The sequence below is a fragment of the Vagococcus sp. QWL-13 genome, assembly GCF_058683555.1.
On the sequence record NZ_CM178746.1, the window covers coordinates 2,228,073 to 2,241,443 of the forward strand.

At 38.3% G+C, this 13,371-nt stretch carries 13 protein-coding genes and 1 tRNA gene; 2 read left to right on the forward strand and 12 right to left on the reverse strand.

What is annotated here, in order from left to right; translation table 11 throughout:
• Positions 1-35: 35 nt before the first annotated feature.
• From AC4PHI_RS10415 to AC4PHI_RS10425, 3 genes are all read right to left on the reverse strand, one after another.
• Positions 36-335, reverse strand: coding sequence for a hypothetical protein (locus AC4PHI_RS10415; protein WP_492199799.1), 300 nt, complete (start codon positions 333-335; stop codon positions 36-38).
• 64 nt (positions 336-399) lie between these two features.
• Positions 400-2,202 carry an excinuclease ABC subunit UvrC gene (gene uvrC / locus AC4PHI_RS10420; RefSeq protein WP_492199800.1) on the reverse strand — a complete coding sequence of 601 codons (1,803 nt, stop codon included), beginning with the start codon at positions 2,200-2,202 and terminating at the stop codon, positions 400-402.
• 126 nt (positions 2,203-2,328) lie between these two features.
• The gene (locus tag AC4PHI_RS10425) at positions 2,329-3,210 is read right to left on the reverse strand and encodes a hypothetical protein (RefSeq protein ID WP_492199801.1); all 882 of its coding nucleotides are present in this window, start codon (positions 3,208-3,210) and stop codon (positions 2,329-2,331) included.
• A gap of 172 nt (positions 3,211-3,382) precedes the next feature.
• Here AC4PHI_RS10425 and AC4PHI_RS10430 point away from each other — a divergent pair, with 172 nt between their 5' ends.
• Positions 3,383-3,964, forward strand: a complete 582-nt coding sequence (locus AC4PHI_RS10430; RefSeq protein WP_492199802.1) for a prepilin peptidase — start codon at positions 3,383-3,385, stop codon at positions 3,962-3,964.
• A gap of 264 nt (positions 3,965-4,228) precedes the next feature.
• Here the strand turns inward: AC4PHI_RS10430 and AC4PHI_RS10435 are convergent, their stop codons facing one another.
• The 5 genes from AC4PHI_RS10435 to AC4PHI_RS10455 form a co-directional block, all read right to left on the reverse strand.
• Entirely contained in the window at positions 4,229-4,801 is a 573-nt protein-coding gene (locus tag AC4PHI_RS10435) for a hypothetical protein (protein ID WP_492199803.1), read from the reverse strand.
• A 149-nt stretch (positions 4,802-4,950) separates the two neighbouring features.
• Positions 4,951-5,835 carry a hypothetical protein gene (locus AC4PHI_RS10440; protein ID WP_492199804.1) on the reverse strand — a complete coding sequence of 295 codons (885 nt, stop codon included), beginning with the start codon at positions 5,833-5,835 and terminating at the stop codon, positions 4,951-4,953.
• Positions 5,832-6,374 carry a DUF6932 family protein gene (locus tag AC4PHI_RS10445; protein ID WP_492199805.1) on the reverse strand — a complete coding sequence of 181 codons (543 nt, stop codon included), beginning with the start codon at positions 6,372-6,374 and terminating at the stop codon, positions 5,832-5,834. Before AC4PHI_RS10445 ends, AC4PHI_RS10440 begins: the two co-directional genes overlap by 4 nt.
• Positions 6,375-6,516: 142 nt before the next feature.
• Complete coding sequence (locus tag AC4PHI_RS10450; RefSeq protein WP_492199806.1) at positions 6,517-6,957, reverse strand: hypothetical protein; 441 nt, start codon at positions 6,955-6,957, stop codon at positions 6,517-6,519.
• 261 nt (positions 6,958-7,218) lie between these two features.
• Positions 7,219-7,291 (reverse strand) — tRNA-Val (locus AC4PHI_RS10455).
• Between the two features lie 277 nt (positions 7,292-7,568).
• On the opposite strand from AC4PHI_RS10455, the gene AC4PHI_RS10460 reads away from it, so the two are divergent.
• Positions 7,569-7,841 carry an amphi-Trp domain-containing protein gene (locus AC4PHI_RS10460; RefSeq protein ID WP_492199807.1) on the forward strand — a complete coding sequence of 91 codons (273 nt, stop codon included), beginning with the start codon at positions 7,569-7,571 and terminating at the stop codon, positions 7,839-7,841.
• A 126-nt stretch (positions 7,842-7,967) separates the two neighbouring features.
• Here AC4PHI_RS10460 and AC4PHI_RS10465 read toward each other — a convergent pair whose 3' ends face one another.
• From AC4PHI_RS10465 to AC4PHI_RS10480, 4 genes are all read right to left on the reverse strand, one after another.
• Positions 7,968-9,254, reverse strand: coding sequence for a TrkH family potassium uptake protein (locus AC4PHI_RS10465; protein WP_492199808.1), 1,287 nt, complete (start codon positions 9,252-9,254; stop codon positions 7,968-7,970).
• A gap of 297 nt (positions 9,255-9,551) precedes the next feature.
• Positions 9,552-10,178 (reverse strand): V-type ATP synthase subunit D, encoded by a 627-nt coding sequence (locus tag AC4PHI_RS10470; protein WP_492199809.1) that lies wholly within the window; start codon positions 10,176-10,178, stop codon positions 9,552-9,554.
• Between the two features lie 6 nt (positions 10,179-10,184).
• A complete protein-coding gene (locus AC4PHI_RS10475; RefSeq protein ID WP_492199810.1) occupies positions 10,185-11,561 on the reverse strand; it encodes a V-type ATP synthase subunit B in 1,377 nt (458 codons plus the stop codon).
• On the reverse strand, positions 11,554-13,338 hold the full coding sequence (locus tag AC4PHI_RS10480; protein ID WP_492199811.1) for a V-type ATP synthase subunit A: 1,785 nt from the start codon (positions 13,336-13,338) through the stop codon (positions 11,554-11,556). The genes AC4PHI_RS10475 and AC4PHI_RS10480 overlap by 8 nt, the downstream gene beginning before the upstream one ends.
• Positions 13,339-13,371: the final 33 nt, after the last annotated feature.

Here is a 13,371-nt window from a genome sequence, read left to right on the forward strand (position 1 = left end):
CTCCTTTAATCTCTTATCAAAAATTGTTTGTATCTTTAGTTTTTCGGCAATTTTACATTGTAGAAAATAATGCTCCCAGCATTGACAACAGAGACGATGGTTGCGTGCAACAAACAACTCTGAATGAAATTCCGCGTGGACATTCCCTGAATACTGATAACAATTAAAATCAAAGCAAAGCCGATCATATAACTGCTGAAAGTCAGTTGACTCGCTGCCGACAGCACCCGATTTCCGCGATCTGTCTGACGGTACTGAGGCATGACTTTTAAATAATATAAGATACTCACAAAAATAATAATCCCACAGATTATCTGAACAATAGCATTATTCATTTTTCCCCATCTCTTTCATTATCCCAACAATTTTATTGACTTCAAAATTGTACCACTTATTAATTTAATTGTCATCAGACTTTGGTCTCTCTGCCTCGTTGTGAAAGTGCTCATACACACGTTCAGAGACATTTTTAGGTAATCCGGCGACTTGGAGTTCTTCCAAAGTCGCCTGTTCGATACTTTTAATGGATTTAAAATGTTTTAACAAAGCCCGTTTACGTTTAGGACCTAAGCCTTCGATACCATCCAAACGAGAAGAAAAACTGCTTTTGCTCCGGACTTGGCGGTGGAAAGCAATCGCAAAACGATGGACTTCATCCTGAATCCGCTGCAATAAAAAGAACTCATGGGAATTTCTTTTGAGGGGCACCGTCTCCAAATCAGGACCAAACAATAACTCACTGGTTTTGTGTTTTTCGTTCTTGGCTAAACCGGCAATCGGCAGCTCCAGTCCCAACTGATTTTCCAAAACTTCTCTGGCTGCATCCACTTGGCCTTTCCCCCCGTCAATAATGACCAAATCAGGCAGGGGCAGTTCTTCTTTCAATACACGGGCATAGCGCCGATAGATGACTTCTCTCATGGAAGCATAATCATCTGGACCGGTCACAGTTTTTATTTTATATTTACGGTATTCGTTTTTAGCCGGTTTCCCGTCAATAAAGACGACCATTGCCGAAACAGCACTTGTTCCCATGATATTGGAATTATCGAAAGCCTCGATGCGGATTGGAGCGGGGATATTTAGGGCATTGCCCAACCCTTCCACAGCGCCGATGGTTCTTTCTTCGCGCCGTTCGATCAAGTCAAATTTTTCTGTCAGTGCCACCTTGGCATTTTTATTCGCCAAAGCCACCAACTTTTTCTTTTCCCCTCTTTTTGGTTGAAATACTTTTGTTTTGACCAATGCTTCCACACTAGCCAAATCAATGTCATCAGGAATAAAAAGTTCTTTTGGGATAAAATGCTGATTTTCCAAATAAAATTGACCTATGAATGTCAAAAAATCTTCTTCCGGCTCATTGTAAAAAGGGAACACCGAGACATCGCGTTCGATCAATTTTCCTTGGCGTATAAAGAAAACCTGGACACACATCCAACCTTTATCCACGTGATAGCCAAAGACATCCCGATCAACAAAATCGGCATAGGTCATTTTCTGTTTGACCATGACGGTTTCGATCGCCTTCATCTGATCCCGCAACTCAGCAGCCTTTTCGAATTCCATTTTTTCTGCTGCAGACAGCATTTGCTTTTCCAAATCTTTTTGGATTTCGGTATAGCCCCCATTTAAAAACTGCTTGATTTCCTCCACCATGTCTTTATAAATTTTCGGAGCCACATCCATAACACAAGGCGCCAAACATTGACCTAAATGGTAGTATAAACAGACTTCCTTAGGCAGCACTTTACATTTACGCAATGGATAGAGTTTATCCAATAATTTTTTTGTTTCATTTGCCGCTCTCACGTCAGGATAAGGACCGAAATATAATCCTTTATCCTTTTTAACTTTCCGCGTAATCAACAGACGGGGATATTTTTCATTGGTGATTTTTATAAAAGGATAACTTTTATCATCCTTTAACATGATGTTGTATTTGGGGTCATTTTCTTTTATCAGATTTATTTCTAGTAATAGAGCTTCTATATTGGACTCGGTGACGATATATTCAAAATCGGTTATTTCGCTGACTAGACGTTCCGTTTTCGTGTCATGACTCCCTCTGAAATAAGAACGCACACGATTTTTTAAATTTTTAGCTTTGCCCACGTAAATGATTGTTTGGTATTTATCTTTCATCAAATAGCACCCTGGACTTGAGGGCAGCAAAGCCAGTTTGTTCTCAATCAATTCTCTCATTCTTTTACTCCTTCTCAAACTTCTGCTCTAAGTATACAATAACTGCAGAATTCCTGACACAAAAAAAGCTGCACACTGATCAAGGGTTTAGCAGTGCTGCAACTTTTTATTTCTCACTTATCATTTTCAGTCGAAGGAATCATTGGTCATGTCATAGGTTTCCTCTGTTTCAATGGTCACTTCCCCAGGTGTTTTTTCATTTTTACTAGTGGAGGTGCCCGTTTTATTTTTGCTCACGCTCCCGGAAGTTTCTTCTTTCTGTTCTTCGTAATCTTCACGAATCATCGTTTGTCCCTCAGCCATGCTCTTTTGAACAGCTTTCTGCATTTCCACTGCTAGACTATCTGCTGACTCATGTCCGGATAAAAATGCCAACAAAAGTTGCGTCACTTTTTCTTCCCGTTCTGTCGGATTGATTTCCCATTGAGAGCCTTTCTTTTCAACGGTTAATGAAACTGTTGCAGCTGCTTTGCTTTGACGAATATTATCAATTGCATCAGTCATAGAAGCCACCATACTGTCTCCCAGTTTATAATTATTTGCAGCAATTTCAGGATTATTCAACATCTTTCCCACTAACTCATCTGTCATTACCTGATACGCTTGAATGAAATCCAGTCCTGTCACCGTAAAAAAAACTTCAAATTGACGTTGATTCAATTCTTTTACACTTTTTAATTGAAACTGAGTAGCGGTCATCATTTTTTCGAGCCACTTCTCTACCATGGTCTCTGTCTGCTGGGAAGAAATAACACCGCCAAACTGGTTAATGTCAGTGACAATGTTGCTCACCAGTGTCTTTTTCTGCTGGCCGATTTCTTTAGATAGTGCTTCTCCGTCGGTAAAATTAGCGGTAAACAAATCTTTATCTTCCTCAAAAATCAACTGGTTAACGAACAAAATCCCCGCTTCTTCCGGCTTGACAGCTTCCTTGCAGGAGGTCAGCATAAAAAAAGCAATCAGCGGATAAATGATTAAAAATGCATACTTTTTTATTTTAAGGGTCATCACTAACATCCTATCCTAATCTTGTTTATTAAACTACAGAGAATCGTTTAGTATTGCTCGATTTATGGTTCTACAAAGATATACCCATTATCCTTCAAAACCAACTATTTTTCAATGGATAGTATGTTGTTACCGAATTCTATTATAAATCACTCTAAGGAGAAATACTCTTATGACTTTGTTATTGCTTAACCTTCTGTTTCTGATATTGACTCCCATGTCACTGCCAAAATTGATTCGTCTGGAATTTTCCGAAACTCTGCCTATACAGCCGCTCCCTTTTTTGCGTTCGTTAATTTTTGTCTTTTTCTTTTTAGGGACACTTTTATCCAAAGAAGTTTTTTCACCAGTTATAGTTGTCTTATTGTACGGAAATCTTCTCCTTGCCTACACTGATATTCATTACACTTTATTGTCGCCCACTGTTTTATATGGACAATTTATTTTGATGCTTGGCGTTACGCTGTCATCTCCTGTTGCCACCTCATTTTTCTGGTGGGCACCTGTTTTTTTCTATTTATCTTTTCGTTTATTGGCTTTCATTGTGCCTAACGGTTTTGGTCAAGGCGATATAAAGCTCCTGTGTATCTGGAGCTGTTTTGTTGATTTTATTTCAGTGTGGCAAATCCTCTTTATCGCAACAATCTCGGCACTAATCTATGTTCTTCTGCTGATGGTTTTCGAAAAAGAAGCCGCAGCCCTTCCTTTTGTCCCTTTCCTATACATAGGGTTGGTGTGTGTGGTGGTGTTATGAAGATAAATTTTTTATTCTCCTTTTCCAAGGATAGAAAATTGAATTTATAGAGAGTAAAGCAAGGTAGCCTTATATCAAAATTTCACAGATGCGAACAAAACAAGCTTGTTTGCAATGATAATCAATCGTTGTCATATCAACACTTAAAACAAAACCACCCCGTCAACCTGTCCACTAATTTCTAATGGAGATGGTCAAAAGGATGATCAGTTAGATGGTCAATTCTCATTTACTTGCGGGCGGGATCAAACTTTAATCTACAAATTAATAATCTATATCTGGAAGCCGATTTTTTATATCTTTTATTAATATTGAGAACGTCTTAATTGCCTCATGAAAATCGCTTTTCTCTCCTAATTCAAATTTAGGAGTATTAAATGAGTGGATAATGTTTCTCTTATGTTGAACATTTTCAATAAAGGTATAAAATTCGGAACCTTCCCAAATCTTTGCAGAAAATTGCTTTAATTGTTCTAGTTTCAAATCATTGGGATCAATTAATTTTGTTTCGCCGGAATCATGATTGATGACTCTTCTAGTAATTCCCGTATCCTCACTTTGATAATCTTCATGATAAACTGTATAAAAAAATTTTAACCAACTTTCTACTAAAGAACCTAAAACGGTATTTAATATTATCAGTTTTCCATCACTAATTTCATTATCAGTAATTAAGGTGTATTCGTTAACTAACTCTTCAGTTAACGAAACAATCCAATCTGTTTTTGCTTGACTAAGTATTTCAATTGTTACTGGTGGAGCCTTCAACAAGGCTTCATTTCTCCACTCAATCATTACGAACCTAGTATTTTCCAAAATTTCATTTGCTGTACTCATTGAAACCTCCATCTATGAAAAAGTTTTTCAATTACCAAAGTGCTTTTAATAAAATGTAATTTTTAACATCCAAAGCTATTATCAGAAAAAATAGTGTTGAAATGGTTCATATAGGTTAGAAGATGAAAGATCATCACTTTTTAGATTCCTTAATTAGAAGTTATTAGATTTGTACCAATGATAGTGTCTAAAGAATATTCATAATTTATTCTTTCAAAATTGTCTAATATTTGTTTTCTATCAACATGCAAATTATAAAACGAATTAACTACAATCTCATATTCGGATAAGGAATTGTCTAGAATCTTGATACTAATCTCTTCATTATCTTCTGTTTCCAGACTAATTCTATTATTGTTTAGTTGATAGGATATTAGTTTACCATATACCTTTATCCTTTGAGTCTCTTCCTCCAAAACAACATTTGATAATTCATTTACGATTGAAATGATTTTCTGATTTGTAAAATTATACTTTGTATTTGAGTTTCTCTTTTTATAATTAAAATTGACGTTATTTTTAGCAAGTGAATTGAACCAATCTCTCGATCTAAGAACTGTTCTATTACCAAACTCTTGTTTTAAATCACCGAATCCATTTTCATCAATTCTATTAATCTGATCAAGCAACTTCTCCAGTACATCTAGTTTCTCATCTTCCGAATGTACAAATGACAGTTGATTTGGTTCCTTCTTCAATTGATCTAAGGTTGATAATTTTATGATAAAAGATCCTGCTTCAACTTCTGAAATTGCCAGCTTTGAAATTTCCCTAATATTTTTTGGGATTTTTCCAACTGATGAACCATTTCCCATAATATTATTTATTGCTGAAGTGAAAGTTGATTGTAATCCTTCTGTCATAGAAAACAAAGAGCTTAATTCTATCGCCCCACTTACTAATTCTGTTTCCATCTTAATAATAGGTAAATTAAAGTCTTTTTTTCTTTTCTCAAAATGTTTAATTGTATCATCCACATATTGAGCTGATGTGTAATAAAGCTCCATAAAAGTTTTACTTCTTTCATCACTCAACTTAAAGCACCTCCGTTCATCGTTACTTCAAAAATCCCCTTAGGATTCCTCTCCCTATCAAATGTGAATTGTCCCATCCAATACTTCAAATCTGTGTCAAATCGCTGTTGTAAGTTGCTAACATCATCTTCAGCCATTATTGTAAGATAATCCGATATATTCTGATTAAAAGCATCAACGTCATATATAGGATACAAATCGGAATGGTGACGGCTGTGAGCTTCGTGATGCCATATAGGAAATTCTTCCAAAAATTCATTCGTGATTTTTATCTTTGATGGATGGGGATCTAAAAAAAGCACTCCATCAATATCATTAGGATTGGTTTTGTCAGTACAAAAGCTCCCATCTAGCCATACTTTTGTTATAATTCCACTATACTTTTGCATATAAGAGCTATCAAAAAAACCTAAAAGCCCTTTTAAATTTCTCTGCCTAGTTGTTGAACCGATAATACCATTAATAAAAATATTTTGAAAATTGTTTAAATCAATTTTATGTATTCCTGGAGTATAGTTTCCAAACTGATCAAAACTCACTTTTTTCACCCTTTTTATGTTTTAATACAATCATACCATTATGATTTTTAAAATTAAACTCATTTTGATACAAAAATTATACCAAAAAAGCACCTCAAATGAGATGCTTCTTTTTATAATCTTGACTATTCATAAGTTCTTGCTAAAAGTATTTCTTAACCAGCTCACTGACTTCAACGTTGAAAAAATTAGTTTTGTACTGAATAGTGACATTCAAACCAGAAAAATCATCTTGTGTTAAATAACTTTGAAGTGGTTTCGCTAAATCTTCAGTATCCTCCACCAACTTATCAAAACCTTGATTATAATTCGCTGCCAATTCTTTTATTTTTTCCAACAGCTGTTCAATCTCTTTTAAAGTATCAGCAGCATTATTCTTATAATATTCAGTGAAAATATTTTGCAACGTTTCCTGTTCTATTCTTTTTTTCAAAACTCTGGAATTATTTTTAACCAATGATTCTCGTTCAATCAATAGACTATTATAAAGTTTTTTTACTTCACTCAACTCTCGTTCAGCATCTAACCTACGTTTAATATTCTCTTGAGAATAGATACGGTCTGAACGACTCACTTCTTTCAATTTATTTTAAAAATAAATCATACTTTCCTTCAAATCCCCTAGATTCGTGTCTATCTCTGAAAATTTTTGTCTCCAATCTACAATAATACTTTCTAATTCACCCATTCCACTATTCTTGATTCTTTTACTACTCCATTTATTGCCTATGATTAAATTTGCATCAATCCAACTTAACAAAGAGTATAAACAAAAAAAGAAGCAGCAAAACGTTATACGATTGCTGTCATACCAACGTTTATGCTACTTCTAATAAAAACTTGATGGTCCCTACTGGTCTCGAACCAGCGACCCCTACCTTGTCGAGGTAGTGCTCTCCCAACTGAGCTAAGGAACCCTAAAATATTTTTCCCAAGACCCATCCAACATTCTGAATAGATGCGGTCACCAATTGAGTATAACAAATACCAGTATCAAAATCAATGACCATTTCTCTATCAAGGACTATCATACTCAATTCTTTTCTGAAAATAAAAATCTTACCGAAAATTCGATACTCTCCCATTATATCTTATACGGAATACTTATTTGGCTAGCTAATTATAACGATAAAACTTAAAAATTTGTCGAAAATAAGGTATAATTTAAGTAACAACTATAAGGGAGCGATGACAATGAATAATAAACCTGTAACAAAAGTCTTGATTGATCGTGAAGATCGCCAAAGTTTACTTGAATTTGCCACGACCCTGGAAACCATTGCCAAGAAACTAAAAGAGGATGGTTCCTTTACGATGACGGAAGGAAGCAAAGAAACAGTTATTTCCCCATCAGATCACTTGAAAGTAGAATACTCCTATGAAATAAAGGGAGAAAAACATTCGTTTGAAATTGAATTTGACTGGTACACTGGTGCTAAGGCCCAAAGCGATTTCACTATCAATTAATTTTTTGAGACTCATAGAGAGTCTCTTTTTTAAATGTGTCTTTCAATAAAAATCATCCCATCAAAAAGCCAGACACCCACTTTCAGATGTCTGGCTTGTTTGATTTCTAGACAGTTCAAAACTATTTTACCCCACCATCAAAAACCCTTCAGGATATTTAAAGTAGTCATGAGTGCTTTGACGTTTTTTAATCAGAGAAAAAATAAAGGTGTAGATACCAATTCTACCGATGAACATCAACAGCATGATGACCACCTTGCCTGCAACCGTTAAGTTAGGGGTCAACCCCATGGTCACTCCTACTGTACCAAAAGCGGAAAAAACTTCAAAAACAATATACTCAATACCGAAATTTTCGGGAATCGTTTCTGTTACCGCAAGAATGATGGTTGACACTGCAATCAAAGTCAAAGCCAAAAAGAAAAGGGCGTAACTGGACAAAATCGTATTCTTTTTAATCGTTCTTTCCCTGTATGAAGTATGCTCTTTTCCCAGCAGAATATTTCTGATATTCAAAAACAGTACGGAAAATGTGGATACTTTCAATCCCCCCGCTGTAGAGCCGGAATTTCCTCCGATAAACATCAAAAAAGCAGTCAAGAGCAGAGAAGCCGTGGAAACGTTGGTGTAAGAAATATTATTAAAACCTGCTGTCCGCGGTGTTACCGTCAGAAACAAGATGTTGCTGATTTTTTCTGTCAGAGACAAGCCTTGCTCATGAATGGAGAAGCCTTGCTCAAAAAGAAAGAACAAAACAAAACTGACACCTAAAATAATCATGGATGCACGCAAAGTCAAAGAAGAATGCATTGACAATTTTTTACGTTTGGCAAACTCCAGCAACTCTTTCCACACGACAAAACCCAATCCGCCAGCAAGAATCAATAGGCTCAGTACTACGAGTAAAAAAGGCTCTTTCGTGGCACTTTCCAAACTGTCTCCGAACAAGTCGAAACCGGCATTACAAAAAGCTGATACTGCATGAAAAACACTGTGCCCAATCCCTTTCACAAATCCGTGTTTAGGCACAAAATAAAAGGACAAGAGAGCGGTTCCTATCAACTGAATTGACAGTGAGATTTTCATGGTATACTTTGCAATTTTAAAAACCCCGCTGAACTCTCCTAAGTTCATGTAATCTTTTATCAACATCCTAGTTGAAAAACTTGCTTTTCTCTTACTGGAAAACAAAATCATCAGGGAAATCAGCAGAAAGCTCATCCCGCCTATTTCGATCAGTATCATGATGACCGTCCGCCCAAATAATGTCCAATGTGCCGCCGTGTTAACTGTGGTCAGTCCTGTCACACACGTTGCAGAGGTGGCTACAAAAAGAGCATCCAAAAAATTGGTTGGACCTTTCACGGAAGCGATTGGCAGCGACAGTAAAAACGCCCCGATCAAAATTATCATCAGAAAACTTCCTGTGATAAATTGTGCACTCGATAATCTAAACGAGTGTTTTTTCTTTTGTAAAATCATTGATTCCTCCACAATATATCTAATAACTTCAATTTTTTATTAACCACATCACTATAACAAACAACTAGCTGGGACGCAATCCAATTAAATATTTTCTGCTCATTTTTAAAATCGCTTTTCCCATTATTTTGGTAAAAAACTACGGAGAAGACTCCCCCAAAAATACAGGGACTCTTTTCCGTTGGTCTTAGTTTTCACTAATTTGTACTGCTTCAATCAATAAATAGCTTATTGTTTCATTTTTTTCACTTTGATTAATCGTGTAATGTTGCTTCGTTCTGTTTCTTCCAGTTTATTTCTGATGGTGATAATCGTTTCCTCTAGCTCTGGAATGGTCATATACTCCAAAGCATTAACCCGTCTTCTGGTTTTTTCGATTTCTGTTGCCATCAGCTGACAAGTTTTTTCGACTTCTGCCAATTCCAGCATCAAGGGCAAGATTTTCGTCAATTCTTCAAAAGACTCATCCAACTCCACATTGGAGTTCAGGTATCCATACCTGAACGGCGGAGCAATCAAGTCTTCCTCATAATCAAAATTCATGATAGGAACTTTCACACTCATGATATTTTTCTCAATGACTTCCACGGACATTTCTCCAGTGGAGATTGCCATCAGCTCTTCGATATAAGATTCATTCAGCGTGGCGCTGGCCAGGGCAAAGGAAGAAAACGCTGCGGTCAATTTTTTCTCCATTTCCTCTCGCAATACGGCATTCTTGCGTATCAGTAAAATAAATTGACGCACCAGCTCATCTTGTTTATCTTTTAGTAATTTATGTCCTCTAACAGCGGTCACCAGCTGTTTTTTTAAACGGGAGAGCTCCATTCTCGTTGGATTAACATGTATCGCCATTTTGCATCACGCCTTTTTGTTTAAATAATCATCCAGCATATCATCTTTGATTCGCTTTAATTCCGTCCTAGGCAGCATGCTGAGCAATTCCCAGCCTAAATCCAATGTTTCCTCAATCGAACGATTTATTTGAAACCCTTGATTGATATACTCTTGTTCAAATCTTTCAGCAAACCGGCTGTAAATTTTATCAACTTCTGATAAGGCAGCTTCTCCCAGTACCACTGCCAATTCTTTGGCTTGTTTACCTTGAGCATAAGCAGAAAACAACTGATTCATCGTTGCCGCATGGTCTTCACGGGTTTTCCCTTTGCCTGTTCCTTTATCTTTCAAACGGGATAAAGAAGGCAATACGTCCACAGGGGGTTGAATCCCTCTCTTATAAAGCTCGCGGGACAAAATAATTTGTCCTTCAGTGATGTACCCTGTCAAGTCTGGGATTGGATGAGTTTTATCATCTTCAGGCATTGTCAATATCGGAATCTGTGTGACTGATCCTTGCAAACCGCGAATTCTTCCTGCACGTTCATATAAGTTAGCCAAATCTGTGTAGAGATAACCGGGATACCCCCGGCGGCCCGGTACTTCCCTTCTGGCAGCGGAAATTTCACGCAAAGCTTCACAATAATTAGTCATGTCTGTCATAATCACCAATACGTGCATGCCTTTTTCATAAGCCAAATATTCTGCGGCAGTCAAAGCCATTCTCGGCGTGGCGATTCTTTCGATAGCAGGGTCATCCGCTAAATTCATAAACACAACTGAGCGGTCCAAAGCACCTGTTTCTCTAAAATTCTCTACAAAGAAATCCGCTTCTTCAAAAGTGATACCAATAGCCGCGAAGACGACAGCAAATTCATCATCTGAATTCAAAACAGCCGCCTGTCTGGCAATTTGAGCAGCAAATTCTTTGTGGGGCAAGCCTGAACCGGAAAAAACGGGCAGCTTTTGACCTCGTACGAGAGTGTTCAAATGATCAATAGTAGAAATTCCTGTCTGGATAAACTCATCAGGATAGTCTCTAACGGCAGGATTGATAACTTCCCCATTGATGTTCACTTTTTTCTCCGGCAAAAGCTGGGCTCCTTTATCGATAATACGACCCATACCATCAAAGACACGCCCAAGCATATCTTCTGAAACACCAAGCTCCAAAGGCCTCCCTAAAAATCTCACCTGAGAGTCTCGCAGATTGATATCGCTGGTACCCTCAAAAACTTGTACCATGGCGCGATCGCCATCGATTTCCAGTACTTGCCCTCGTCTGGTTTCTCCATTTTGCAAGCGCACCTCGATTAGTTCCTCATATTTAACTCCTGTTACTTGGTCCACAATCATCAGCGGGCCGACCACTTCACTGATTGTCCGATATTCTTTAATCATCGTGGCTCATCCCTCCTTCAGCAACGATCTCTTTCATCCTGTTCTTCACACTGTTAGTCACTTCGTCTATTTTACTGATTTCTTCTTCCGGCAAATATTTGCTGCGGGCGATTTGATCACGGATGGCAACTGTTCCTTCCATAATTTCGCTCAAATAGGCATTTAAAGAAAGGGCATAGCGGGCTTCACGATAGAACGTCAAAATAAGATTCAGCATCTTATACTGCTTCTCAATAGAAGTAAAAGTATCCACTTCATCAAAAGCATTTTGCTGCAAATAATCTTCCCGAATCGATTTAGCCACTTCTAATACTAAACGGTCTTCATCTGACAAGGAGTCAATCCCCACCAGTCTGACGATTTCCGATAACTCTGCCTCTTCCTGTAAAAGTTTCATTCCTTCAACGACCATTTCAGACCAGTTAGTTTGCAAAAGATTGTCTAAATATTCCCCAGTTTGAGTGGCATACAACGAATAACTGTTTAACCAGTTAATCGAAGGAAAATGCCGTTGCTGGGCAAGTGGGGCATCCAATCCCCAAAATACATTGACGACTCGCAGTGTGTTCTGAGTCACTGGCTCCGAAACATCTCCACCAGACGGAGACACCGCACTGATTGCAGTGATGCTGCCTTGGCGTTCTTCCTGTCCTAACGTAATCACTTGACCGGCACGTTCGTAATATTCAGCCAGCCGACTGCCCAAATAGGCAGGATAGCCTTCGTCTCCCGGCATTTCTTCCAAACGACCGCTCATTTCACGCAGAGCTTCTGCCCAGCGCGAGGTAGAGTCTGCCATGATAGCCACAGAATAACCCATATCACGAAAATATTCGGCGATAGTGATGCCTGTATAAATCGAAGCTTCTCGTGCCGCCACCGGCATATTTGATGTGTTGGCAATCAAAACGGTACGTTCCATCAACGACTCCCCTGTTTGGGGATCAATCAGTTGCGGAAACTCATTTAGTACATCGGTCATCTCATTGCCCCGTTCGCCGCATCCTACATACACGACTAAATCGACATCCGACCATTTGGCGATTTGATGCTGCACCACTGTTTTGCCAGCGCCGAAAGGTCCGGGAACTGCTGCAGCCCCCCCTTTTACGATCGGGAAAAATGTATCGATTACCCGTTGACCAGTAATCATCGGCACTTTGGGATTAAGTTTTTGGGCGACCGGTCGTCGTTTACGCACCGGCCATTTTTGTTTCATGGTAAATTCCCGGTCTCCTGTCGCTGTTTCTAAAACATAGACGACTTCTTCGATCGTAAATTCTCCTGATTCAACCCTTTTGACTTTACCAGATACCCCCACGGGCACCATGATACGGTGAATGATACTTTTAGTTTCCTGAACAGAGCCGATGACGTCCCCTGCTTCGACTTGGTCGCCGACACTAGCTTCAGGGACAAATAACCATTTTTTATCTTCATCTAACGCGGGAATGTTAACTCCCCGAGTCAGAAAATTACTATTGCTTTGGATAGCAAAAGTATCTAAAGGCCGCTGTATGCCGTCAAACATTTGCTCCACCAATCCCGGAGCTAAATCTACCGACAAAGGCAGTCCAGTCGTAACGACCGGTTCGCCTGGTCCGATTCCGGTGGATTCCTCATATACTTGGATAGATGCAACGTCTCCCCGCATCTCGATAATTTCCCCGATGATTCCCGCATCACCCACGTAACACATATTTTGAATACTTGCATCTGACATATTTTTTGCCATTACAAGCGGACCTGATACTTTTGTAATTGTTCCTTGCTGCACAAATTTTCCTCCTTGCCTCTGGGACTTGCTGTC

Bases quoted from the DNA above. Each gene is read 5' to 3' on its own strand.
- AC4PHI_RS10475 (WP_492199810.1), bottom strand. From the start codon at position 11,561: ATGATTAAAGAATATCGGACAATCAGTGAAGTGGTCGGCCCGCTGATG.
- uvrC (WP_492199800.1), bottom strand. From the start codon at position 2,202: ATGAGAGAATTGATTGAGAACAAACTGGCTTTGCTGCCCTCAAGTCCA.
- AC4PHI_RS10465 (WP_492199808.1), bottom strand. From the start codon at position 9,254: ATGATAATTTTGATCGGGGCGTTTTTACTGTCGCTGCCAATCGCTTCC.
- AC4PHI_RS10425 (WP_492199801.1), bottom strand. From the start codon at position 3,210: ATGACCCTTAAAATAAAAAAGTATGCATTTTTAATCATTTATCCGCTG.
- AC4PHI_RS10460 (WP_492199807.1), top strand. From the start codon at position 7,569: ATGAATAATAAACCTGTAACAAAAGTCTTGATTGATCGTGAAGATCGC.
- AC4PHI_RS10435 (WP_492199803.1), bottom strand. From the start codon at position 4,801: ATGAGTACAGCAAATGAAATTTTGGAAAATACTAGGTTCGTAATGATT.
- AC4PHI_RS10470 (WP_492199809.1), bottom strand. From the start codon at position 10,178: ATGGCGATACATGTTAATCCAACGAGAATGGAGCTCTCCCGTTTAAAA.
- AC4PHI_RS10430 (WP_492199802.1), top strand. From the start codon at position 3,383: ATGACTTTGTTATTGCTTAACCTTCTGTTTCTGATATTGACTCCCATG.
- AC4PHI_RS10415 (WP_492199799.1), bottom strand. From the start codon at position 335: ATGAATAATGCTATTGTTCAGATAATCTGTGGGATTATTATTTTTGTG.